The sequence below is a fragment of the Mycolicibacterium iranicum genome (genome assembly GCF_002101705.1).
Taxonomy (GTDB): domain Bacteria; phylum Actinomycetota; class Actinomycetes; order Mycobacteriales; family Mycobacteriaceae; genus Mycobacterium; species Mycobacterium iranicum.
Window position 1 is genome coordinate 1 of the sequence record NZ_LQPC01000027.1, and the last position, 23,703, is coordinate 23,703.

Genomic DNA, 23,703 nt, shown 5'->3' on the forward strand with positions numbered 1-23,703 from the left:
CGTTGTCGGCGGGGGTGGCGGCGGAGGGGGCGGAGGCGTCGTCGTCAGAATCTCGTCCTGCACAGGCGGCGCGGACTGCGTCGTCGTCTCGGGGGTGGCCAGATTGTCGGTGTCCGTGCGGGTCACCAGCACCGAAACCGACACCACGAGGGCGATCGCGGCAACGATCGCGACGACGCCGACGACCCACGGCCAGCGCGGCGGCGGTGGCAGCTCGCTTGCATTGCCGGCGTCGTAGCTGTCGTAGTCGTACGGCACGATGTCCGACGACGCCGCGTAGGCGCTGCTGACGAATTGCTCGGACTCGGGCGCCGAATAGGCACGCGAATAAAAGTCGGTCTGACCGGTATCGGGGTTGTCACCGCTCGCGCCGCTGACATTCTGTGTCGCGTTGTCGGCAACGCTACCCGGCTCCTCACCTGGATGGCCAGAGCTGCCAGAGTCCCGCCCGGGAGGATTCGGCCCGCTCATCTACGTCTATCCTTCTCGACTGCTTCTGCAGCGCCGGTGATTGCCACAGCGGCTCGTGGCGCCCCGGCAACACTACCCAACGGCGGCACTCGATCGGATCTCCCGAGGAGGGTTGCGGGCGAAGTCATGCCCTGATTGTGACCTTGGCGTCGGTCAGTGCTTCTCGGGTCCGGTGTGGTACTCGAAGACCAGCCCCGCCACCGTCGTCAGGATGAAGCACACGCCGGCGATGATGAGCCACGGCAGCCACATCGCCATACCGACCGCGGTGATCGAACCCGACAGGGCGATCATGATCGGCCACCAGCTGTGCGGGCTGTAGAAGCCGAGCTCCCCCGCTCCGTCCGCGATCTCGGCGTCCTCGTAGTCCTCGGGCCGGGTGTCCAGGCGACGGGCGACGAAACGGAAGAAGGTTCCGGTGATCAACGTCAGACCGGTGGTCAGGGCCAAGGCGGTGGTGCCCGCCCACTCCACGCCGCCCGGATCCTGGAACAGGTGCGTCAGGACGGCGTAGACGACGGTCGACAGCGCAAAGAACGCAGTCAGAAACTCGAACAACCTGGCTTCGATATGCATCTGCTGTCCTTACCTGATCGCCTCGGGCATACCGGGCGCCAATTCACCGCGGCGGCTGTCGAACGGCTGGGTGGTGACAGCCAGCGGAGGCTGGTTGATCGCCTGCAACGCCTCGGCGTTGGTCTTTCCGGCCTCACGCTGAGCGAGGTAGGCCTTGAAGTCGTTGGGCTCCACGACCCGCAGCTCGAAGTTCATCATCGAGTGGTAGGTGCCGCACATCTCCGTGCACCGGCCGACGAAGGCGCCGGTCTGCATGATCTCGCTGATCTGGAAGATGTTGTCGGAGTTGTTCTCTTTGGGGTTCGGCAGCACGTCGCGCTTGAACAGGAATTCCGGTACCCAGAACCCGTGGATCACGTCGGCCGAGGCGATCTGGAATTCGATCCGCTTGCCCGACGGGACGACGAGGACCGGGATTTCGCTGGTGGAGCCGAGCGTCTCGATCTTGTCGAAGTTCAGGTAGGTGCGGTCCTCGGGGTTGAGTCCGTTGAGCGCGCCGACCTCCTCGATGCCGTGTTCGTCTTCGCCCTCAGGGCGCGACACCATGGCTTCCTTGCGCTCGTTGTCGACCCCGTCGTAGCTCAGCGTGCCGTCGGCGAACTCGACCTTCTGGTAGCCGAACTTCCAGTTCCACTGGTAGGCCGTGACGTCGATGACGACCTCGGGGTTGGGCTCCTTGTTGAGCATCTCTTCCTGCACCACGACGGTGAAGTAGAAGAGCACCGAGATGATGATGAACGGGATGACCGTCAGGGTCAGCTCCAGCGGCATGTTGTAGCCGAACTGACGGGGCAGCTCCGTGTCGGACGCCTTCTTGCGGTGGAAGGCCATCGTCCAGAACAGCAGGAGGTACACGATGCCACCGACGACGAACGCCGCGATGACCGAGCCGATCCACAATTCACGGTTGAGATGGGCCTCGGGGGTGATGCCGTTCGGCCACCCGAGGCCGAGGACCTCAGACCAGCTGCATCCGCTGAGTAGCACCGCCGTCCCGCCCAGGAGCAGGGACAATGCCACCAACTTCAGGCCGCGAGCGGGCACGTTGGCGCCTCCTACTAAGTCTTTTGACCGGGTGACGGTCAGACGGCTGCACTGAATACTACGCAGCGTAGACCACGCCGGCGGGCGGGAGCGAAGCGACCGGGAAATGTGGTCGGCGGGCAGCAGCGAAGCGACCGGGAAACGTGGCCGACGGGTGGGAGCGAAGCGACCGCGCGATTCGGCATACTGGCGCGGTGTGTGGACTGCTTGCGCTGGTAACCGACCCCTCGTCTGACGTCTCCCCCGCGATCGTCGAGGCAGTGTCGGGGGCGTCCGCCCAGATGCGCCACCGCGGCCCCGACGAACCCGGCACCTGGAACGACTCGCGTGTCGTGCTGGGTTTCAATCGGCTGTCGATCATCGATATCGCGCACAGCCACCAGCCGCTGCGGTGGGGTCCGGCCGAGGCGCCGGAGCGCTACACCCTGGTTTTCAACGGTGAGATCTACAACTACTTGGAGTTGCGTGAAGTACTGCGTTCCGAATTCGGCGCGGTCTTCCACACCGACGGGGACGGCGAGGCGATCCTGGCCGCCTACCACCACTGGGGCACCGACGCGCTGACCCGGCTGCGCGGCATGTTCGCGTTCGCGCTGTGGGACACGGTGGAACAGGAACTGTTCTGCGCGAGGGACCCGTTCGGCATCAAGCCGCTCTACATGGCCACCGGGGCCGGAGGCACCGCGGTGGGCAGCGAGAAGAAGTGTCTGCTCGACGTCGCCGACGAGCTCGGCATCGACCTGGCGATCGACGAGCGCGCCGTCCAGCACTACACGGTGCTGCAATACGTCCCCGAGCCTGAGACGTTGCACCGCGGCATCCGCAGGCTCGAATCGGGCAGTTACGCTCGCGTGCGGCCCGGCGCGCAGCCAAAGGTGAAGCGTTACTTCACGCCGCGGTTCGACGCCGTGCCGTTCGCGGCAGGCAGCGAGCAGGCGCGCTACGACGAGGTCACCCGGGCGCTGGAGGATTCGGTCGCCAAGCACATGCGGGCCGATGTGACGGTCGGCGCGTTTCTGTCCGGAGGCATCGACTCGACCGCGATCGCCGCGCTGGCGATGCGGCACAACCCGAGGCTCATCACCTTCACCACCGGGTTCGAGCGCGAGGGGTTCTCGGAGGTGGACGTGGCGGTGGCGTCCGCTGAGGCGATCGGCGCTCGGCACGTCACCAAGGTCGTCGGACAGGAAGAGTTCGTCGCCGCGCTCCCCGAGATCGTCTGGTACCTCGACGAACCCGTCGCGGACCCGGCCCTGGTGCCGCTGTATTTCATCGCCAAGGAGGCGCGTAAGCACGTCAAGGTGGTGTTGTCCGGCGAGGGCGCCGACGAACTGTTCGGCGGCTACACCATCTATCGGGAGCCGTTGTCGCTCAAGCCTTTCGACTACTTGCCGAGGGGCCTTCGCAAATCAGTGGGCAAGATGGCCGGTCCGTTGCCCGAGGGTATGCGCGGCAAGAGCCTGCTGCACCGCGGTTCGCTGACGCTCGAGGAGCGCTACTACGGCAATGCCCGCAGCTTCTCCGACGCCCACCTGCGGGCGGTGCTTCCGGGGTTCCGCCAGGACTGGGTGCACACCGACGTGACCGCACCGGTGTACGCCCAATCGCAAGGTTGGGATCCCGTCGCGCGGATGCAGCACATCGACCTGTTCACCTGGCTGCGCGGCGACATCCTGGTCAAGGCAGACAAGATGACGATGGCCAACTCGTTGGAGCTGCGCGTCCCGTTCCTGGATCCCGAGGTGTTCGCGGTCGCGTCGCGGCTGCCCTACGACCAGAAGATCACGCGGTCGACGACGAAGTACGCGCTGCGCCGCGCGCTCGAGCCGATCGTGCCCGCCCATGTGCTGAACCGGCCGAAACTGGGCTTCCCCGTGCCGATCCGGCACTGGCTGAGGGCGGGCGAACTCCTGGAGTGGGCCCACTCGATCGTCGGCTCGTCACAGGCAGGCCACCTGGTCGATCTTGCCGCGGTGCGCACGATGCTCGACGAACATCGAAGCGGCACAACCGATCACAGTCGCCGCCTGTGGACGGTGCTGATTTTCATGCTGTGGTACGCGATCTTCGTCGAAAAGAGCGTCACACCGCAGATCAGCGAGCCGACCTACCCGGTTCAGATCTGACCGGAGCGCCTCCCGGCGCTAGAGCGCCTGCGCGATTTCCCGACCCGCCTCCGCGCCGTAGGCATCGGAGAGGCGCTGTACCGCCGAATCCGTGTCCCAGGACCATTCCTGCGGGCCCGGCGCCTCGAGCACCAGTGTCGCCACCAGTGAGGCCAGCTGCGCCGATCGCTCCAGCGAAAGGCCGGCGTCGCGGCCGGTGAGGAAGCCTGCGCGGAACGCGTCGCCGATTCCGGTCGGGTCTTCCTTGTGGGTCTCGGGCACGACGTCGACGTGGACGAACGTGCCGTCGCGCCCGACGAGATCGACACCCTTCTCGCCGAGGGTGGTCACGCGCAGCTGGATCTGCCTCATCACCTCGGCCTCGGACCAGCCGGACTTCTGGAGCAGGAGATCCCACTCGTAGTCGTTGGTGAAAAGGTACGTTGCGCCGTCGATCAGCTTGCGGATCTCCTCACCCGACAGGCGGGCCAACTGTTGGCTCGGGTCGGCGGCGAATGCCAACCCCAGGGCGCGGCATTCCTCGGTGTAGAGGAACATCGCCTCCGGATCGTTGGCGCCGATGATCGTCAGGCTCGGCGACCCGGTCTTGGCGACGATGTCGGCGAGCTTGATGTTGCGCGATTCGGACATGGCGCCCGGATAGAACGACGCGATCTGGGCCATGTCCTCGTCGGTGGTGCAGACGAACCGCGCGGTGTACGCGGTGTCAGACACCAGCACGTTGTCGCAGTTCACGCCGTGCGAGGTGAGCCACTGCCGGTAGTCGTCGAAGTCCGCGCCGACCGCACCCACCAGCGTCGGGTTTCCGCCGAGCACGCCCATCGCGAAGGCCATGTTGCCCGCGACGCCGCCGCGGTGCATGACGAGGTCGTCGACGAGGAAGCTCAATGACACCTTCTGCAGGTGATCGGCCAGGAGCTGCTCGGAGAACTTCCCGGGAAAGCGCATCAGATGGTCAGTTGCTATCGATCCGGTCACCGCAATGGTCACGCAGTCTCACCCTTCGTCGTTTGGCGGTTCAGCCTAATGTCAGCCCGTCGAAGCTGCTCACGTCGGCAGGGTCACGGACAGGGTTCACCGGTCGAGGTGCGCTAACCTGCCTATAAGCGCCTGCTCGGCCACTGTAGATGCCGCAGGATCCGACCGACCTTCCCGGGAGCACATTGATGACTGGTCCCTACCCGCCCCCATACGGCGCTGGACCAGCAGGCCCTCAGATGTATCCGGAGCCTTACCCCCAGCAGACCTACCCGCCGATTGCGCAGCCCTACCCCGGCGGTATCGAGGCGTCCTACCCGGGGACACTTCCCCCGCCTGTGCAGTATCCGAAGCGCAAGCGCACCCCGTGGATCCTGATCGCCGTCGCGGTGGTCACCGTCCTGGCTGTGGTGGGGGTGATCGCCGCAGTTGCCCTGCGCAGCGGAGCGGATGATCAGGGGGCAACGGGTGCGCTGACGGATGCGTCCGCGCAGGCGGCCATCCAGGACTACCTGGACGCGCTGTCCAACGGGGACGACGAGCAGGTCGCGCGCCACACGTTGTGCGGGCTCTACGACGCTGTCAAGGAGCGCCGGTCAGATCTCGCACTCGCCGGGTTGTCCAGCGACGCCTTCCGCAAGCAGTACGACAGCGCCGAGGTCACGTCGATCGACAAGATGGTGCTGTCGTCGCCGACGCAGGCTCAGGTGCTGTTCACGATGCGCGTTCTGCCCGCGAGCGGTTCGACGCGCAGTCAGCCGCAGGAGACTGACGAGCAGGCAGTCGCGCAGCTGATCTCGGTCGATAACGAGATCCTGGTGTGTTCGTATCTGCCGCGGACGGCCGGCCAGTACTAGCTCAGTTGAACGAGTCGCCGCAGGCGCACGAGCCGGTGGCGTTGGGGTTGTCGATGGTGAAACCCTGCTTCTCGATCGTGTCGACGAAGTCGATCGTGGCGCCCTGCACATAGGGGGCACTCATCCGGTCGACGGTCAGCTCGACGCCGTTGAAGTCGACGGTCAGGTCGCCGTCGAGCGAGCGGTCGTCGAAGAACAGGTTGTAGCGCAGGCCGGCGCATCCGCCCGGCTGAACGGCGATCCGCAGCGCCAGGTCGTCGCGACCCTCCTGGTCGAGCAGGGCCTTCGCCTTGGCCGCCGCGGCATCCGTCAGGGTCACGCCGTGCGCAGCCTCGGTGGTCTGGCCAGCTTGCACAGCCGACTCGTCCTGAACAGTCATGGAATCTCCCGTGTGGATGTACGTGGGCGGAGCCGGTGTCCCCTGCCATTCGAGGGTGGCTCCACCTCCTCAACGGTACCTGGTTTCGGCCGTATTCCCCATCGACGGCGAGCTACTGCCATCGCGCGGCGACGTCGGCGGCAAGTCCGGTGAGCTGGTTTGCCGCGTCCTCGATGGCCTTCTGCACCGACCCGGCGTGGTCGGTAAGGGAGTAGGCCGAATCGATCCCCGCCTCCTGCAGGGCGGGCTCGGCCAGTGTGACCTGTCCTGCCAACACCAGGACCGGAATGCGGTGTGACCGCGCCCCCGCGGCCAGTGCGCTGACAACTTTTCCGTGCAGCGACTGGTCATCGAACCGGCCCTCCCCGGTGACGACGAGATCGGCGGCGGCGACGTCGGAGCTCAGGCCGGTGTGTTCGGCGATGATCGCCGCACCCGATTCGCGGCGTGCGCCGAGCGCCAGTAGGGCTGCGCCGATGCCGCCGGCCGCGCCCGCGCCGGGATCGTCGCTGACCCGCCTGCCTGCTGCGGCATCGAGCTTTTCGGCCCATGCCGTGAGCCGCTCTTCGAGCACCGCGACGGTTTCGGCGTCGGCGCCCTTCTGCGGCCCGAAAACCGCCGCGGCGCCCATCGGGCCGAGCAGCGGATGTTCGACGTCGCTGGCCGCGATGAGTTCTACTCCGTCGAGAAGTTCACGCGCGGCTGTGAGTCCCCCGAGCGCGTCGACCATTCCGCGGCCGCCATCGGTGCTGCCGCTGCCGCCCAGGCCGACGACGATGCGCTCCGCCCCTGCGGCGCGCGCAGCGGCGATGAGCTGACCGACACCCCTGCTGTGCGCGTCGAGTGCGGTGCGCACGGTCGGCGGGCCACCCAGCAGGGCGAGGCCGCATGCCTGCGCGCACTCGATGTAGGCGGTCACCGGCGGGCCGGGGTCCAGCACCCACTGCGCCTCCACGTCGACGTCCAGCGGACCGCTGACCTCGAGGGTGCGGATCTCGCCCAGACGGCTCGCGAGCACCTCGACGAATCCGGGTCCGCCGTCGGATTGCGGTGCGAGCGTCAGCGTGTCGCCGGGCCGCGACGTCCGCCACCCGTCGGCGATGGACTGGGCAGCCTGCACGGCGGTCAGGCTGTCGCCGAAACAGTCCGGGGCGATCAGCACGTTTATGGCGGGCGTTTCGGTGGCTGTCACCACGGCAGACTATCCCGGGACGGATTGGGTCCGCCGTGCGCGGAGAAGTAACCTGGGAGCCGTGAAGCTGCTGGGCCGCAAGAACGATGACGCTGGTGATTCCGGGGATTCGGTTCCCTCCAAGAACGACACGGGCGGCGCCGCCGAGGCGCCACCGATCGAACGCGTCACCACCGCTCCGAAGGGCAAACCGACCCCGAAGCGCAGCGAGGCGACCCGTCGGCGCGGTCCGGTCGCACCGGCTCCGATGACCACTGCCGAGGCCAGGAAGCGTCGCAAGGAACTGCGCGGCCCGAAGCTGTCTCGCGAGGAGCGCAAGGCCGAGCGCGCCGAACGGCGCTCCGAGATGAACCAGCGCCGCGAACGGATGATGGCCGGCGAGGACGCCTATCTGCTGCCGCGCGACAAGGGCCCGGTGCGCCGCTATGTGCGCGACGTCGTCGATTCGCGACGCAACCTGCTCGGCCTGTTCATGCCTGCTGCGCTCGGAATGATCTTCATCATGCTGGCGGTCCCGTCGGTGCAGGTGCAGGCTTTGGTCTCCCCCGCGATGCTGGTGCTGGTGGTGGTCATGGTCATCGACGGCTTCGTTCTCGGCCGCAAGGTGAACAAGATGGCGGACGCGAAGTTCCCGGACAACACCGAATCCGGCTGGAAGCTCGGCTTCTACGCCGGGAGCCGCGCCTCGCAGCTGCGGCGGATGCGCGCGCCCCGGCCGCAGGTCGAGCGCGGCACCCGCGTTGCGTGACGCCGCAGGTGGCTTACTTTCCTGACATTCCCGCACCCGATACCGACGCCGCCGCGGCGGCCCGGGACCGGCAGACGGTTCTGACCAAACCTGCGGGCGCGCTCGGTCGCCTCGAAGACCTTTCGATCTGGGTGGCGGCGTGCCAGGGCACCTGCCCGCCCAAACAGTTCGAACGCGCCAGGGTGGTGGTATTCGCCGGCGATCACGGCGTCACCTCGGCCGGGGTGTCGGCGTATCCCGCGGAGGTGACCGCGGCGATGGTCGCCAACTTCGCCTCCGGCGGAGCGGCGGTGAACGTACTCGCCGAGGTGGCGGGTGCCAGTGTCCGGGTCGCCGACATCGCGGTCGACAGCGAGGAGCCGCTGTCTGCGGCCATCGGCGCCCACAAGATCCGGCGCGCCAGCGGCAACATCGCCGTCGAGGATGCGCTGACCCCCGACGAGGTGGTGACCGCGATCGACGCGGGTCGGGCGATCGCCGACGACGAGGTCGATTCGGGAGCCGATCTGCTGATCGCCGGCGACATGGGCATCGGGAACACGACGCCCGCGACGACGTTGATCGCCGCGCTGACCGATTCCGAACCGGTCGCGGTGGTCGGCCGCGGAACCGGAATCGACGACGCCGGTTGGTCCCGCAAGACCGCGGCCGTTCGCGACGCCCTCTACCGGGCTCGCAGGATCACCGCGGATCCCATTGCACTGCTTCGTATTTGCGGCGGCGCCGACCTGGCGGCGATCACCGGCTTCCTGGCGCAGGCCGCGGTGCGGCGGACCCCGGTGCTGCTGGACGGTGTCGTGGTCACGGCGGCGGCGCTGGCGGCAGACAAGCTCGCGCCGGGCGCCCGGCTATGGTGGCGCGCAGGTCACCGCTCCACCGAACCCGCGCACACGCTCGCGCTGCGCCACCTCGATCTGGACCCGATCGTGGAGCTCGACATGCGACTCGGCGAGGGGTCGGGAGCATTGGTCGCGCTGCCCGTCCTGCGCGCCGCGGTGGCCACCCTGGCCTCGATGGCCACGTTCGAGGAAGCCGGGATCGGCAAGGGCTAGACGGTGATCCGCGCTGTGATCTCTTCCCTGGCAGGCGCTTTCGCGTTCTCGACGGTCCTGCCGATGCCGTCGCGGATCACTGCGAACGTGGGCCGCGGTGTGCTGACCGCGCTGCCAATGGCCGGCGCGGCGCTCGGCGCGCTGGCCGCCGCGACGTGGTGGGTCGGCTCGCTGGCTTTCGACGGCGGCGCTCTCGCCGGCGCGGTGACGGTGGCGCTGCTGCTGGTGGCGACCCGCGGATTGCACATCGACGGGTTGTCCGACACCACCGATGCACTGGGATGTTACGGCCCTCCCGAGCGCGCACTGGCGGTGATGCGTGACGGCAGGGCCGGACCTTTCGGGGTGGCCGCCGTCGCGGTGACGGTACTGATCCAGGCCCTGACGTTCGCCGAGTCGGGGCCCCACAGCGTGTTCGTCGCGGTGGTCGCGGGCCGGGTGGCCGTCGTCGCCGCCTGCCGGCGCGGGATTCCCGCGGCGGCGGGCAGCACGCTGGGCGGATTCGTCGCAGGAACCCAGCCGTGGTGGGTGGTGAGCGCATGGGTCGCGGTACTCGCCGCGGTGGCGGCGCTAGCGACCGAGCGGCTCTGGCAGGGGCCGCTGGTGGTGCTGGTCGCGATCGGATGCAGCGCCGCGCTGGTCGCGCATTGCGTGCGCAGGTTCGGCGGCATCACCGGCGACGTGCTCGGCGCCGCCGTCGAAGTGACGACGACGGTCGCCGCGCTGGGCCTGGCGATCGGCTAGCAAGTCCAGTTTTCGGCTCAGCTGCCGCCGTCTGCGCCCGCGTGTTCAGCCTCATGCTGGTGGATCTTGCCTGCGTACTCGGCCGCCTTGTAGACGCCGTATCCGATCAGTCCGACGGCGATCGCACCGCCAACGACATACACCATGTCCGTATCCTTCTCGTCGTATCGAAGCGGAGCCGTCGGGTCAGGCCCCGCTTCGATCGTTGCGATCACGAACACGTTCGTCGTGCGTAGTGCGCTACCTGACTTCAGGACAGCCGCGCCATCCAGCCGTGGGTGTCGACGAAGGTGCCCCGCTGAATACCGGTGAGGGTGTCGCGCAGCGCCATGGTGATCTCGCCGGGTTCGCCGTCGGCGATGGTGAACTCACCTTCGCCGTCCCCCGAGCCGTATTTGACGTGCGAAACCGGGGTGATGACGGCGGCGGTCCCGCAGGCGAACACCTCGGTGATCTCGCCCGCGGCGGCCTTCTTCTGCCACTCGTCGACGTCGATCTTGCGCTCTTCGACCGCGAACCCTGCATCGGTTGCCAACTGCAGCAACGAATCTCGCGTGATACCCGGCAACAGCGAGCCCGACAGCTCCGGTGTCACCAGGCGTGCGGTGCCGCCGCTGCCGAAGACGAAGAACAGGTTCATGCCGCCCATCTCTTCGACGTACCGGCGTTCGATCGCATCCAGCCAGACCACCTGATCGCAACCGTGCGAGGCCGCTTCGGCCTGAGCGAGCAGTGATGCGGCGTAGTTCCCGCCGAACTTCGCGGCTCCGGTGCCGCCGGGTGAGGCGCGCACGTATTCATGCGAGAGCCACACGCTGACCGGCTTGATACCGCGCGGGAAATACGCGCCCGCGGGGGAACCGATCACCATGTAGCGGTATTCGTCGGCCGGGCGGACACCGAGGCCGGGTTCGGTCGCGATGGTGAACGGCCTCAGGTAGAGCGACTCCTCGCCGCCCGCGGGCGGCACCCACTGCTCGTCGACGGCGATCAGCTGCCGCAGCGATTCGATGAACAGCTCGTCGGGCAGCTCGGGGATGGCAAGGCGCCGCGCAGAGTTGCGCAGCCGGGCGGCGTTGGCCTCGGGCCGGAAGGAGACGATGGATCCGTCTGCCCACCGGTAGGCCTTCAGCCCTTCGAAGATCTCCTGCGCGTAGTGCAGGACGATCGCCGACGGATCTAGCTCGATGGGCCCGTACGGGATGACCCGGGCGTTGTGCCAGCCTTCGCCGGCGGTGTAGTCGATCGACACCATGTGGTCGGTGTGAAACTTGCCGAAACCCGGGTTGGCCAGAATCTCGGCCCGTACCTCGTCGCCCGCCGGATTCGCATTGCGATCAACGGTGAACTCGAGGTGATCAGTCATGCAGCAGATTGTATAACCGGCTGCCCAGCGATTTACCGGGTGCGGGTGTCGACGAACGGCGGCTTGACCACCTCGCACTCGACGTGGCGGCCACGGACATCGACGGCGACACGCGCGCCGTCGGCGATGTCTGCCGAGGTGTCGAGGAGGGCCAGCGCGATGCCGACTTTCAAAGTGGGAGAGAAGGTTCCGGACGTCGTGATGCCGACGGGAGCGTCACCGTCGAGCACGGTGAGATCCGGGCGCAGCACTCCACGCCCGACCGCCTTGAGGCCTCGCAGGGTGCGTCGCGGTCCCGCCTCTTTTTCGGCGAGCAGGGCTTCACGGCCCCAGAACGCCTCTTTCTTCCATCCGACCGCCCATCCCGTCCTCGCCTGCAGCGGCGAGATGTCAAGGGAGAGCTCGTGTCCATGCAGCGGGTACCCCATCTCGGTGCGCAGGGTGTCGCGCGCCCCGAGGCCGGCCAGCTCGCCGCCGGCGAACTTCACTGCTTCCACCAGCTCATCGAAGACGACGGCGGCGTGATCCCACAGCGGCAGCAGCTCATAGCCGTGTTCACCGGTGTATCCGGTTCGGCACACCCGGACGTCGACACCACCGAACTTCGTGTCGGCGAATCCCATGTAGTCCATGTCGGTGGGCAGACCGAGCGCGCCGAGCACGAAGGCCGACTGGGGACCCTGCACGGCCAGCACGGCGCGCGAGCGGTGCTCGTCGGTGATGGTCAACCCCTCGGGGGCGCGCTCTTGTAGCGCGGCGACGACCGCGGCGGTGTTCGCGGCGTTCGGCACGAGGAAGATCTCATCGTCGGAGACGTAGTAGGCGATGAGGTCGTCGATCACACCGCCCGAGTCGGTGCAGCACAGCGTGTACTGAGCCTTGCCCGGGCCGATCCGGCGCAGGTCGTTGGTGAAGGCGGAGTTGACGTAGTCGGCGGCGCCCGTGCCCTTCACGAGTGCCTTGCCGAGGTGGCTGACGTCGAAGAGTCCGACGGTGGTTCGGGTCGCGGTGTGCTCGGCGACGGTTCCGGCGTAGGACACCGGCATCAGCCATCCGCCGAACTCTGCGAAGCTCGCGCCGAGCTCGCGATGCCGATTCTCCAGGGGGCCCGCCAACAGGTTGTCACTCACGACCAACCACCCTAGTGGCCGAGTGGTTAGGGTGAACCCTCGTGAGCACCTCCCCCGGTTACCTGTCCCCCTCCGTCACGGTCGCGAGTGCGTTGCCCAAGCGGCGGGTCGACGCGTCGGTCCTGATCGTCCCCGTGGTTTCGGGGTCGGAGGACGGCGACGGCGCCACCGTCGTCGCCGACGGTTATCTCGACGCCGAGGCGGTCGGCGAGATCGAGGCAGCGCTGGAGGCGCTGGGCGCCAAGGGCGGAAACGAGCAGCTCACACGAATTGTGGTGTCGGCCCTCCCGGTCGGCAGCGTGCTCGCCGTCGGGCTGGGCAAGTCCCGCGACGAGTGGTCGGCCGAGACGATCCGCCGCGCGGCGGGCGTCGCGGCGCGGTCGCTGTCGGGCGTCGAGAACGTCTACACCACGCTGTCGCATCTCGATCTGGGAGCGGCGATCGAAGGCCTCGTGCTGGGTGCCTACCGGTTCTCCGAGTTCCGCAGCGAGAAGACAGCACCCAAGGACGCCGGCGTCCGCAAGATCACCGCGCTCACCCCGGACACCAAGGCGGCGACCAAGGACGCGGCCGCGCGCGCCGAGGCCATCGCGACCGCCGTCGCCACCGCCCGCGACTTCGTCAACACCCCGCCCAGCCACCTATTCCCCGCCGAATTCGCCATGCGCGCAAAAGCTTTGGGTGAAGACGCCGGACTCGACGTCGAGGTCCTCGACGAGAAGGCGCTCACCAAGGACGGCTACGGCGGCATCATCGGGGTCGGCAAGGGATCTTCGCGCCCACCACGACTGGTGCGGCTGGCCCACCGCGGTGGCGGTCGCAAGGGCAAGAAGGTCGCCCTGGTGGGCAAGGGCATCACCTTCGACACCGGCGGCATCTCCATCAAGCCCGCCGCGAACATGCATCACATGACCTCGGACATGGGCGGTGCGGCCGCCGTGATCGCGACGGTCGTGCTGGCTGCCCGCCTGAAGTTGCCGATCGACGTGGTCGCCTACGTACCGATGGCCGAGAACATGCCGTCGTCAACGGCGCAGCGGCCCGGCGACGTGCTGACGCAATACGGCGGCACCACCGTCGAGGTGCTCAACACCGACGCCGAGGGCCGACTGATCCTGGCCGACGCGATCGTACGGGCGTGTGAGGACGGGCCCGACTATCTGATCGAGACGTCGACGCTGACCGGTGCGCAGACGGTCGCGTTGGGTGCACGCACGCCCGGCGTGATGGGTAGCGACGATTTCCGCGACCGGGTCGCCGAGATTTCCCAGGGTGTCGGCGAGAACGCGTGGGCGATGCCGTTGCCCGAAGAACTCAAGGACGACCTCAAGTCGACGGTCGCCGACCTGGCCAATGTCAGCGGATCGCGCTTCGCGGGGATGCTGGTCGCAGGCACCTACCTGCGCGAGTTCGTCGCCGACGGTGTGCAGTGGGCGCACATCGACATCGCGGCACCGGCATACAACTCCGGCGGGCCGTGGGGCTATACCCCCAAGGGCGGCACCGGGGTGCCGACGCGGACGATGTTCGCGGTCCTGGAAGATATCGCCGCGAGCGGCTGATCGGGCTGCAGCCGCGAGCGGCTGATCGGGCCGGCCGGCTCACATGATGTTGCCGCCGCGGGCCGCGCTGCGCATCGCCTGTGGGGCGGCGTGGGCGGCGCCGTAGACCAGGTAGGCCTCGGTGGTGACCGGGCGGACCGGCTTGTTGCTCTTCACCGCGGCCACGATCGCCTTGGCGACCTTGTCCGGCCCCACCCGCCGTACCGAGAACGCGCGGCGCGCCCTTCGCCGGATCGTCTCGGTGTCGTAGCTGCGCTCGTCGGGCAACGAGAAGCGGGTCGTGTTCACGATGTTGGTGCCGATGATGCCGGGGCAGACCGTCGTCAGACCGATTCCGTGTGAATCCAGTTCTGCGCGAAGACAATCGGAGAACATGAATACCGCGGCTTTCGACGTGCAGTAGGCGTTCATCACATTGACGGGGGTGTAGGACGCCATCGACGCGACGTTGACGATGTGCCCGCCGACGCCGCGGTCGCGCAACCGTTTGCCGAAGGACCGGCATCCGTTGACGACGCCGCCGAAGTTGATGTCGAGCACCCGGTCGTACTCCTGCGCCGGAGTGTCCAGGAAGAACCCCGCGTGGCCGACACCGGCGTTGTTGACGACGATGTCGGGCACCCCGTGCTCGGCACACAGTTGGTCGGCGAACGACTCGACAGCACCGGGATCGGCCACGTCGACGATGTAGGTGAAGGCCTGCGCGCCTTCGGCGGCGACGAGCCGTGCCGTCTCCTCCAGCCCTGCGGCGTCGACATCGCTGATCGCGATGTCGGCCCCCTCGCGCGCGAAGGCGAGCGCGGTCTCGCGGCCGATGCCGCTGGCGGCGCCGGTGACGGCGACGAGCGTGTCGCCGAATGCAGCGCGCGGCCTACCGACCTCGGCGCGCAGTAATTCGCGCGCGGCGGGAGCGCCGTCGAGATGGTCGACGAGTTGCGTCAGCGACCGCGCGAGAACGTGGGCAGTCGCGTGCCCGGCCTTGACTTCGCGTTGCCACAACCGGGGCGCTTTGGCGGTGACGTCGTCGTGGAACCGCCCACGCGCGGAGCCGCCCCCGGGTGCGAGGACCACCTGGACCGGGATGTCGACAACACCCCCGCCCGTCGCCGGTGTCCGCTTCGCGAGCCGGCCGAGTCCGTCGGCAAATCGTCGAAGACGCCCGGCGTTCGCCGTGGTCGGCGCCGAGGTGAGCGACGCGACGCGTTCGGATGCCCCGGACAGGGTCAGGTGCTGCCACACTGCCGCGGAGGCCCGACCGCGCGCCACGACGTGCACGCCTGAGGTACTTCCGCCGGCCGCCGCGTCGAGCGCGGCCGCGAACTCACCTGCGTCGGCGCGGACGATCCTGTACCGATCGGACAGCAATTCGACCACGGGATCCCAGACGTCGGGGGTGTCGGGATGCGCTTGCACCAGAAGGAGCGTCGGCCCATCGGGATTGCCTTCGTGGTGGATCCGCTGCGTGCTCACGGGCGGACAGTACCCAACCCGCTAGCGGTCGAGTTCCTCACGGGCGGCCCGCTTGCGTTCGATGCGCCTGCGCGCGTCGTAATCACGCATGCGCTGCGGATAGCCGACCTTCTGCACGTCGTACACCGGAATCTGCAGGCGCTCGGACAACCGGCGGGCGCCGGCGTCTCCGCCGGTGCGGCGCCGCGTCCATTCGCCGTCAGCGGCCACGAGCACCACGGTGAGTTCGGTGACCGTGGTCTTGGGTTCGATGAACGCTTCGACACCCTGATGCTCGGCGACCCATTGACGCAGATAGCGAAGATCCGCCTGAGGGTCGCGGGTGGCCGATCCAGCTTTGCGGCTCCGACCGCGGAGCCTGTCGAACAGTCCCACCTGGGCTTGCTCCTTCCGGCATCCCCTCGCCTCTTCCTCACTTCGATAGTGCCAGAGCACGGAGTACACCCGTCCGCGGCGAAACGTCCCGGCGGACGTGACAGGATGGGATGCGACAGCTCACATACCTCGACAGACCGTGCAAGGGAGCCACGACACTATGGCCATCTCCGTCCAGATGCCCGCACTCGGAGAGAGCGTTACCGAGGGGACAGTCACCCGCTGGCTGAAGCAAGAGGGAGACACGGTCGAGGAGGATGAGCCACTGCTTGAGGTTTCGACCGACAAGGTCGACACCGAAATCCCGTCCCCCGCCGCAGGTGTGCTGAAAAAGATCATCGCCCAGGAGGATGACACCGTAGAGGTGGGCGGCGAGCTCGCCGTGATCGGCGACGCCGGCGAGGACGACGGCGAGGACAGTGACGGCGGCGAGGAGTCCGCACCGGCCGCCGAGGAGGAGTCCGAGGCAGAGTCCGAACCCGAGCCCGAGGCGGAAGAGTCCGAGCCGGAGCCGGAGAAGAAGCCCGAGCCCAAAGCGTCATCGTCGGGCGGCTCGGGATCGGGCACGTCGGTCAAGATGCCGGAGCTGGGTGAGTCGGTCACCGAGGGCACGGTCACCCGCTGGCTGAAAAAAGTCGGCGACAGCGTCGAGGTCGACGAGCCGCTGGTGGAGGTGTCCACCGACAAGGTCGACACCGAGATCCCGTCGCCGGTGGCGGGCACCCTGCTGTCCATCACCCCCGAGGAAGACGACACCGTCGAGGTCGGCGGCGAGCTCGCGAAGATCGGCGACGCCGATGCCGAAGAGGCTTCGGAGCCCGAACCGGAACCTGAGCCCGAACCCGAGCCGGAACCTGAGCCCGAGCCGAAGCAGACCAAGCCCGAGGCGAAGCCGTCGGAGGAGGCCAAGCCGGAACCCAAGGCCGAGTCGAAGCCTGAACCGAAGTCGGAACCCAAGCCGGAGCCGAAGCCCGAGTCGAAGCCCGAGGCCAAACCTGCGGCCGCGGCGTCGGGCGAGAGCCCCTACGTGACGCCGCTGGTACGCAAACTCGCCAGCGAGAACAACGTCGACCTCTCGACGGTCAAGGGCACGGGTGTCGGTGGACGCATCCGCAAGCAGGATGTGCTCGCCGCCGCGGAGGAGAGCAAGGCTCCCAAGGCTGCCGAACCGGCCGCCGCTGCCCCGTCAAAGCCCGCGGCGCCTGTGCCGGCACCGGAGGGCGCGCTGGCGCATCTGCGCGGAACGACGCAGAAGGCCAACCGGATTCGGCAGATCACCGCGAAGAAGACCCGTGAGTCGCTGCAGACCACAGCGCAGCTGACCCAGGTTCACGAGGTCGACATGACCAAGATCGTCGCCCTTCGCGCCAAGGCCAAGGCTCAGTTCGCCGAGCGCGAAGGCGTGAACCTGACGTACCTGCCGTTCATCGCCCGGGCGGTCATCGACGCGTTGAAGCTGCACCCGAACGTCAACGCCAGCTACAACGAAGAGTCGAAGGAGATCACCTACTACGACGCCGAGCATCTCGGCATCGCGGTCGACACCGAGCAGGGGCTTCTGTCCCCGGTGATTCACAACGCCGGCGATCTGTCGCTGGGTGGGCTGGCGCGGGCGATCTCCGACATCGCCGGACGCGCGCGCTCGAGCAACCTCAAGCCCGACGAGCTCTCCGGCGGCACCTTCACGATCACCAACATCGGCAGCCAGGGCGCGTTGTTCGACACGCCGATCCTGGTGCCGCCGCAGGCGGCGATGCTGGGTACCGGTGCCATCGTGAAACGGCCCCGCGTCATCGTCGACGAGTTCGGCAACGAGTCGATCGGCGTGCGGTCGGTGTCCTACCTGCCGTTGACCTACGACCACCGCCTCATCGACGGCGCCGACGCCGGCCGTTTCGTCACCACTATCAAGCGCCGCCTGGAAGAGGGTGCGTTTGAGGCCGATCTGGGGCTGTAGACAGCAGTGTCGTTGCCATCGGATTCGGTTGTTGCGGTTGCGGGGTCGTCCGGTCTGATCGGTACCGGGCTCGTGTACGCCTTGCGAGCCACCGATCACCGGGTGATCCGCATCGTGCGGCGGGCCCCGTCGAACGCCGACGAGGTGTTCTGGAACCCCGACACCGGCGAATTCGATGCGAACTCGCTGCGCGGCGTGGACGCTGTCGTCAACCTGTGCGGCGTCAACGTCGGGCAGAAGCGGTGGTCGGGAGCGTTCAAGCAGAGCCTGCGTGACAGTCGTATCGGTCCGACGGAGGTGCTGGCCAACGCTGTCGTCGATGCGGGGGTGCCGGTTCTGGTGAACTCCAGTGCGGTCGGCTACTACGGCGACACCGGCAGCACACCCGTGGACGAAACAGCGGGACCCGGAAACAACTTCCTGGCCAGGCTCGCCGTCGACTGGGAGGCCGCGACCGCTGTCGCCGCCGAGTCCGGTGTGCGGGTGGTGCTGACGCGCACCGGTCTGGTGATGGCCCCGTCGGGCGGGATGCTGGGCCGCATCAAGCCGCTCTTCTCGCTGGGTCTGGGTGCCCGCCTGGGCAACGGCAGGCAGTACATGTCATGGATCAGCATCGAGGACCAGGTGCGGGCCATGCTGTTCGCGATCTCCCACGACGAGGTGTCCGGTCCGGTCAACATGACCGGTCCAGCGCCGGTGACCAACGCGGAGTTCACGACCGCGCTGGGCCGTGCGGTGAACAGGCCGACGCCGTTCGTCGTCCCGGGGTTCGCGTTGCGGGCGGCGCTCGGGGAGTTCGCCGACGAGGGGGTGCTGGGCGGTCAGCGCGCCATCCCGGCGGCGTTGGAGCGGGCCGGTTTCCAGTTTCACCACAACACCATCGGTGAGGCGCTGGCATTCGCCACGGCCTCTCAGCGTGAGTAGCGTCGACACCATGACGTCGTCGATCCGCTCGAGCACCGACCCGGTGCAGGTCCGCGCGCTCGGTTCGGTGGACTATCAGAGCGCGTGGGACCTCCAGCGACAACTGGCCGACGAGCGTGTGGCGGGCGGTCCTGACACGCTGTTGCTACTGGAGCATCCGCCGGTGTACACGGCGGGACGGCGCACACTCCCGGAGGAGCGGCCCTTCGACGGCACGCCCGTCATCGACACTGACCGGGGCGGCAAGATCACCTGGCACGGTCCCGGTCAGCTGGTGGGCTATCCCATCATCGGCTTGGCCGAACCGCTCGACGTCGTCAATTTCGTTCGGCGCCTTGAGGAATCGCTGATCGCCGTGTGCGCGTCGTTCGGCCTGGAGACGGGGCGGATCGAGGGCCGCTCCGGCGTCTGGGTTGCCGGCGACGGCCTCCGTCCGGACCGCAAGGTCGCCGCGATCGGCATCCGGGTGGCACGGGCGACGACGCTGCACGGGTTCGCGATCAACTGTGACTGTGATCTCGGCGCATTCGGTTCGATCGTGCCGTGCGGTATCGCCGACGCCGGCGTGACGTCGCTGACCGCGGAACTAGGCCGCACAGTAGGGGTGGCCGATGTCGTCGACCGGGTGGCCGACGCCGTTCTCGACGCACTCGACGGCCGCATCGCGGTCGGTGTCGCACCCGCCGCGAGCGTAGAATCGGCCCAGTGACTATCGCTCCGGAAGGCCGCAAGCTGCTGCGTCTGGAAGTACGCAATGCCGAGACGCCCATCGAGCGCAAGCCGCCGTGGATCAAGACCAGGGCCAGGATGGGTCCCGAGTACAAAGAGCTCAAGGGCCTCGTGCGCCGTGAGGGTCTGCACACCGTGTGCGAAGAAGCCGGCTGCCCCAACATCTTCGAGTGTTGGGAAGACCGCGAGGCCACGTTCCTGATCGGCGGCGAACAGTGCACCCGCCGCTGCGATTTCTGCCAGATCGACACGGGCAAGCCGGCCGATCTGGACCGCGATGAACCGCGCCGTGTCGCCGAAAGCGTGCAGGCGATGGGTCTGCGCTACTCCACCGTGACGGGTGTGGCGCGCGACGATCTGCCCGACGGCGGCGCGTGGCTTTACGCCGAGACGGTCCGTCAGATCAAGGCGCTCAACCCCGATACGGGTGTCGAGTTGCTGATCCCCGACTTCAACGCCGACCCCGCGCAGTTGAACGAGGTCTTCGAGACGCGCCCGGAGGTGTTGGCGCACAACGTCGAAACCGTTCCCCGCATCTTCAAGCGGATCCGGCCGGCCTTCCGCTACGAGCGCAGCCTTTCGGTGCTCACGGCCGCCCGCGACTTCGGTCTCGTGACCAAGAGCAATCTGATCCTCGGTATGGGAGAGACTCCGGACGAGGTAAGCGCCGCGTTGCACGACCTGCACGACGCCGGCTGCGACATCGTCACCATCACCCAGTATTTGCGTCCGTCACCGCGCCACCATCCCGTAGAGCGCTGGGTGCATCCCGACGAATTCGTCGAGCACCAGCGTTACGCGGAGGAGATCGGCTTCTCGGGTGTGCTGGCCGGACCGCTTGTCAGGTCGTCCTACCGGGCCGGAAAGCTGTACGCGCAGACGGTGGCCTCACGGCCTTCTCGGGCGGCCGTATCCTTGTCCAATGGCGAAATCGCGTAACCCCGCTGAGGTCAAGGCAGCCAAGGCCCAGGCCAAAGCCGCCCGCAAGGCGGCGTCCAAGCAGCGGCGCAGTCAGCTGTGGCAGGCATTCCAGATCCAGCGCAAAGAGGACAAGCGCCTTCTCCCCTACATGATCGGCGCGTTCGTGCTGATCGTCGCCCTGTCCGTGGTGGGTGGCGTGTTCGCCGGCGGCTTCACCATGTACATGCTGATTCCGTTGGGGGTTGTGCTCGGCGCGTTGGTGGCGTTCATCATCTTCGGTCGCCGCGCCCAGAAGTCGGTGTACAAGAAGGCCGAGGGTCAGACCGGCGCGGCCGCGTGGGCGCTGGACAACCTTCGGGGTAAGTGGCGTGTCACCCCCGGCGTGGCGGCGACGGGGCACTTCGACGCGGTGCACCGTGTGATCGGCCGCCCCGGCGTGATCTTCGTCGGCGAGGGGTCGGCCACCCGCGTCAAGCCGTTGCTCGCGCAGGAGAAGAAGCGCACGGCACGGCTCATCGGCGACACCCCGATCTACGACATCATCATCGGCAACGGCGAGGGTGAGGTGCCGTTGGCGAAGCTGGAACGGCACCTCAACAAGTTGCCCGCCAACATCACCGCCAAGCAGATGGACTCGTTGGAGTCGCGCCTGGCCGCGCTGGGCACGAAGGTGGGTCCGGCCGCGATGCCGAAAGGTCCGCTGCCCGCGCAGGCCAAGATGCGCGGCGTGCAGCGCACCGTGCGGCGGCGCTGACGCCGGATGTGCGTCGCGTGCGAATGGGCGCCGCATTTCGCCGCGTTCGGTCGTCGCGCAACGTTTTCGATCCAAGCCGACCGGCGGACCGTGCTGCGCGCCGCTGCGGTGACGGCCGTCATCGCGACGGCGGCCGCGTGCTCGGCTGAGCCGGCGTCGGGGACCGAGGATCCGCCCATCGAGACGAGGCCCGCGGATTTCGTCTTCCACAATGGCCGCGTCTACACGGTGGACGAATCGGCCCCGTGGGCCGACGCCGTCGCCGTGACCGGGAAGACGATCACCTGGGTCGGGGACAGCGCCGCAGCGCTGACGTTCGCCGGTCCTGATACCCAGGTCATCGACCTGAACGGCAAACTGCTCATGCCCGGCTTCGTGGAAGGTCACACACATCCGTTCCTCGGGTCTTTCCTGACATCGGGAGTCGACCTCCAGGTGCCGACGCTGGCCGAGGCGCTCGACGCCATCGCCGCCTACGCCAAGGCCAACCCGGCCGGGGCGGTCCGCGGATTCGGTTGGCGGGTGGACATGTTCGGGCCGCTCGGCCCCACCCGCGCGGAGCTCGATCGCGTGCTGCCCGACCGTCCTGGCTTCTTCTTCGCAGTCGACGGCCACAGCCTGTGGGCCAACAGCAGGGCCCTCGAGATGGCCGGGGTCGGCCGCAACACCCCCGACCCGGTCCCTGGCTTCAGCTACTACGCCCGCGACGAGGACGGCGAGCCCACGGGATACGTCCTGGAGGTGAATGCGGTCCTCGGCCTCGTCGACGCCGTCGAGCCCATCTCGCCGGAGACCATGGGGACGCTGATCGCGGGCTGGCTTCCGAAGGCCTCCGCGGCCGGCATCACCTCGGTGTTCGATGCGGGGGTTCCGCCCATCGGGGACGACCAGGGGTCGATCCTGCGGATCTACACCGACATCGAGAAGCGCGATCTGCTGCCGTTCCGGGTAATTGCGTCGTACTCGGTGCGAGAGACGCCGATCGAGGGCACGGTCGAGAAATTCACCGCGCTCCGCGACGAGATTGGGAGCGACTTGGTCTCGGTCGATGTCGTGAAGATCATCGGCGACGGCACCCAGGGCGGCTATACCGCGTGGCTGCTCGAGCCCTACGCTGACAAACCCGATTCGACCGGCGCCTCCCCGTTCACCGAGGAGCAGTGGCATCGGCTTGTAGGGGACGTCGACGCCGCAGGCTACGACGTGCACATCCACGCCTGCGGCGAACGTACGGCACGCGTGGGGCTCGACGCCATCGAACGCGCCATCGCCGCCAATCCCCCGCGCGACCGCCGCCACGCCGTCGCTCACCTGGTCTATGTGGAGGACAGCGACGCGCCGAGATTCGGGCAGTTGGGCGTCACCGCGCAGTTCTCGGCGAACTGGATGTCGGCCGACCCGGACACGATCGAGAACATGGGCGCACGTTACGGCGCGCCGCGCAAGGACCTCCTGTACCGGGCGCAGGACGTGCTGCGGTCCGGCGGCCGCGTCTCACTGGGCACGGATTGGCCCGCGGCAGGCTACTTCTCCACCTACAAGCCGCTGGATTCCATCCAGATCGGGGTGACGCGGCAGTTGATCGGTGCCCCGGGTGCGCCGGTGCTCGCTCCTGCGGATCAGGCGCTCACCGTCGAGGAGGCGGTGCACGCGAACACGTTGGGCGCGGCGTATCAGCTCAGGCTCGACGACCGGGTCGGCTCAGTGGAGGCGGGCAAGCTGGCCGATCTGATCGTGTTGGACCGCAACATTTTCGAGATCGACCCACACGACATCCACGGTGCGACGGTGACGATGACGATGATGGACGGCCGGATCCGCCATCAGGCGTAACTAGCGCCTCACCACCGCTGTTTTCGTCGCCAGGTCGTGCAGCCCGCGCAGGTCGGAATCGGTGAACAGCGCCGGGATCACGAGGGTGATCAGCAGACCGCGAGCCAGCGCGCGCCCCGATCCGACGTGGGTGCGGTTGTCGACGGCGACCACCTTGAGACCGAGCAGGAGCTGGCCCGGGGTGAAGCCGAACAGTCGCACCGAGACGATGCCGAGCACCAGCCAAACGACGAGCACCGCCGTCGAGAGGGCACCCAGGCTGATCCATCCGAACGTCATCGCCAACGCCGCCAGCCCGTAGGACACCAGCCAGTCGACGCAGAGCGCCGCGATTCGACGGCCGAAGCGGGCGATCGAGCCGGGACCCGTCTCGGGAAATCCGAGGCGTTCGCCGGGATAGGTGGATCGCTGGCCGGAATCGTCTGATTGCGACGGTCCCGAAAGCCAGGACCCAATGGTGCGGGCCATGCTGTAAGGATAGGTGGCGGCCGGGAACGCCTCGGCAGGGCCGCATA

General features: G+C 67.8%; 23 protein-coding genes and 1 pseudogene. 12 read left to right on the forward strand and 12 right to left on the reverse strand.

Annotated features, from left to right (window positions below; genetic code table 11):
• The 3 genes and pseudogenes from AWC12_RS09445 to ctaC form a co-directional block, all read right to left on the reverse strand.
• Positions 1–471 (reverse strand): annotated as a pseudogene (locus AWC12_RS09445) (hypothetical protein); the annotation flags it as partial.
• 153 nt (positions 472–624) lie between these two features.
• Positions 625–1,047 carry a cytochrome c oxidase subunit 4 gene (locus AWC12_RS09450; RefSeq protein ID WP_024445422.1) on the reverse strand — a complete coding sequence of 141 codons (423 nt, stop codon included), beginning with the start codon at positions 1,045–1,047 and terminating at the stop codon, positions 625–627.
• Positions 1,048–1,056: 9 nt separating this feature from the next.
• On the reverse strand, positions 1,057–2,148 hold the full coding sequence (gene ctaC / locus AWC12_RS09455; protein WP_235065396.1) for an aa3-type cytochrome oxidase subunit II: 1,092 nt from the start codon (positions 2,146–2,148) through the stop codon (positions 1,057–1,059).
• A 137-nt stretch (positions 2,149–2,285) separates the two neighbouring features.
• Between ctaC and asnB the strand changes: the two genes are divergently transcribed.
• Positions 2,286–4,217 carry an asparagine synthase (glutamine-hydrolyzing) gene (gene asnB / locus AWC12_RS09460; RefSeq protein ID WP_024445420.1) on the forward strand — a complete coding sequence of 644 codons (1,932 nt, stop codon included), beginning with the start codon at positions 2,286–2,288 and terminating at the stop codon, positions 4,215–4,217.
• An 18-nt stretch (positions 4,218–4,235) separates the two neighbouring features.
• Here the strand turns inward: asnB and AWC12_RS09465 are convergent, their stop codons facing one another.
• On the reverse strand, positions 4,236–5,207 hold the full coding sequence (locus tag AWC12_RS09465; protein WP_024445419.1) for a carbohydrate kinase family protein: 972 nt from the start codon (positions 5,205–5,207) through the stop codon (positions 4,236–4,238).
• A gap of 176 nt (positions 5,208–5,383) precedes the next feature.
• Between AWC12_RS09465 and AWC12_RS09470 the strand changes: the two genes are divergently transcribed.
• Positions 5,384–6,052, forward strand: a complete 669-nt coding sequence (locus AWC12_RS09470) for an Rv0361 family membrane protein (RefSeq protein ID WP_085174150.1) — start codon at positions 5,384–5,386, stop codon at positions 6,050–6,052.
• 1 nt (position 6,053) lies between these two features.
• Here the strand turns inward: AWC12_RS09470 and AWC12_RS09475 are convergent, their stop codons facing one another.
• Together AWC12_RS09475 and AWC12_RS09480 are read right to left on the reverse strand one after the other, a co-directional pair.
• The gene (locus AWC12_RS09475) at positions 6,054–6,431 is read right to left on the reverse strand and encodes a HesB/IscA family protein (RefSeq protein WP_024445417.1); all 378 of its coding nucleotides are present in this window, start codon (positions 6,429–6,431) and stop codon (positions 6,054–6,056) included.
• Between the two features lie 112 nt (positions 6,432–6,543).
• The gene (locus tag AWC12_RS09480; RefSeq protein WP_085174152.1) at positions 6,544–7,623 is read right to left on the reverse strand and encodes a glycerate kinase family protein; all 1,080 of its coding nucleotides are present in this window, start codon (positions 7,621–7,623) and stop codon (positions 6,544–6,546) included.
• 61 nt (positions 7,624–7,684) lie between these two features.
• On the opposite strand from AWC12_RS09480, the gene AWC12_RS09485 reads away from it, so the two are divergent.
• From AWC12_RS09485 to AWC12_RS09495, 3 genes are read left to right on the forward strand one after another with little or no spacing between them, the layout of a single operon-like run.
• Positions 7,685–8,371 carry a DUF3043 domain-containing protein gene (locus AWC12_RS09485; protein ID WP_207576406.1) on the forward strand — a complete coding sequence of 229 codons (687 nt, stop codon included), beginning with the start codon at positions 7,685–7,687 and terminating at the stop codon, positions 8,369–8,371.
• The gene (gene cobT / locus AWC12_RS09490) at positions 8,368–9,423 is read left to right on the forward strand and encodes a nicotinate-nucleotide--dimethylbenzimidazole phosphoribosyltransferase (RefSeq protein WP_234813924.1); all 1,056 of its coding nucleotides are present in this window, start codon (positions 8,368–8,370) and stop codon (positions 9,421–9,423) included. The genes AWC12_RS09485 and cobT overlap by 4 nt, the downstream gene beginning before the upstream one ends.
• 15 nt (positions 9,424–9,438) lie before the next feature.
• Complete coding sequence (locus AWC12_RS09495) at positions 9,439–10,167, forward strand: adenosylcobinamide-GDP ribazoletransferase (RefSeq protein WP_085174158.1); 729 nt, start codon at positions 9,439–9,441, stop codon at positions 10,165–10,167.
• 17 nt (positions 10,168–10,184) lie between these two features.
• Here the strand turns inward: AWC12_RS09495 and AWC12_RS09500 are convergent, their stop codons facing one another.
• The 3 genes from AWC12_RS09500 to gcvT are packed head-to-tail and all read right to left on the reverse strand — an operon-like array spanning position 10,185 to position 12,663.
• The gene (locus tag AWC12_RS09500; RefSeq protein ID WP_133057322.1) at positions 10,185–10,382 is read right to left on the reverse strand and encodes a hypothetical protein; all 198 of its coding nucleotides are present in this window, start codon (positions 10,380–10,382) and stop codon (positions 10,185–10,187) included.
• A gap of 35 nt (positions 10,383–10,417) precedes the next feature.
• Entirely contained in the window at positions 10,418–11,533 is a 1,116-nt protein-coding gene (locus AWC12_RS09505; protein WP_085173880.1) for a branched-chain amino acid aminotransferase, read from the reverse strand.
• Positions 11,534–11,565: 32 nt separating this feature from the next.
• Positions 11,566–12,663 carry a glycine cleavage system aminomethyltransferase GcvT gene (gene gcvT, locus AWC12_RS09510; RefSeq protein ID WP_085173882.1) on the reverse strand — a complete coding sequence of 366 codons (1,098 nt, stop codon included), beginning with the start codon at positions 12,661–12,663 and terminating at the stop codon, positions 11,566–11,568.
• A 41-nt stretch (positions 12,664–12,704) separates the two neighbouring features.
• On the opposite strand from gcvT, the gene AWC12_RS09515 reads away from it, so the two are divergent.
• Entirely contained in the window at positions 12,705–14,225 is a 1,521-nt protein-coding gene (locus AWC12_RS09515; protein ID WP_085173884.1) for a leucyl aminopeptidase, read from the forward strand.
• Between the two features lie 39 nt (positions 14,226–14,264).
• On the opposite strand, the gene AWC12_RS09520 is transcribed toward AWC12_RS09515, so the two are convergent.
• Positions 14,265–15,695: an SDR family oxidoreductase gene (locus tag AWC12_RS09520; protein ID WP_024445408.1), complete on the reverse strand. Its 1,431-nt coding sequence runs from the start codon at positions 15,693–15,695 to the stop codon at positions 14,265–14,267.
• A 21-nt stretch (positions 15,696–15,716) separates the two neighbouring features.
• Positions 15,717–16,070, reverse strand: coding sequence for a hypothetical protein (locus AWC12_RS09525; RefSeq protein WP_024445407.1), 354 nt, complete (start codon positions 16,068–16,070; stop codon positions 15,717–15,719).
• 160 nt (positions 16,071–16,230) lie between these two features.
• On the opposite strand from AWC12_RS09525, the gene sucB reads away from it, so the two are divergent.
• The 6 genes from sucB to AWC12_RS09555 are packed head-to-tail and all read left to right on the forward strand — an operon-like array spanning position 16,231 to position 23,188.
• Positions 16,231–18,027: a 2-oxoglutarate dehydrogenase, E2 component, dihydrolipoamide succinyltransferase gene (gene sucB, locus AWC12_RS09530; protein WP_085173886.1), complete on the forward strand. Its 1,797-nt coding sequence runs from the start codon at positions 16,231–16,233 to the stop codon at positions 18,025–18,027.
• 12 nt (positions 18,028–18,039) lie between these two features.
• Entirely contained in the window at positions 18,040–18,951 is a 912-nt protein-coding gene (locus tag AWC12_RS09535) for a TIGR01777 family oxidoreductase (protein WP_024445405.1), read from the forward strand.
• 10 nt (positions 18,952–18,961) lie between these two features.
• Positions 18,962–19,660, forward strand: coding sequence for a lipoyl(octanoyl) transferase LipB (gene lipB, locus AWC12_RS09540; protein WP_024445404.1), 699 nt, complete (start codon positions 18,962–18,964; stop codon positions 19,658–19,660).
• Positions 19,657–20,619 carry a lipoyl synthase gene (lipA, locus tag AWC12_RS09545; protein WP_085173888.1) on the forward strand — a complete coding sequence of 321 codons (963 nt, stop codon included), beginning with the start codon at positions 19,657–19,659 and terminating at the stop codon, positions 20,617–20,619. The genes lipB and lipA overlap by 4 nt, the downstream gene beginning before the upstream one ends.
• Positions 20,603–21,355: a DUF4191 domain-containing protein gene (locus tag AWC12_RS09550; protein ID WP_024445402.1), complete on the forward strand. Its 753-nt coding sequence runs from the start codon at positions 20,603–20,605 to the stop codon at positions 21,353–21,355. The genes lipA and AWC12_RS09550 overlap by 17 nt, the downstream gene beginning before the upstream one ends.
• Positions 21,356–21,361: 6 nt before the next feature.
• Positions 21,362–23,188, forward strand: coding sequence for an amidohydrolase (locus tag AWC12_RS09555; protein ID WP_085173890.1), 1,827 nt, complete (start codon positions 21,362–21,364; stop codon positions 23,186–23,188).
• On the opposite strand, the gene AWC12_RS09560 is transcribed toward AWC12_RS09555, so the two are convergent.
• Entirely contained in the window at positions 23,189–23,656 is a 468-nt protein-coding gene (locus tag AWC12_RS09560) for an RDD family protein (protein WP_085173892.1), read from the reverse strand.
• Positions 23,657–23,703: the final 47 nt, after the last annotated feature.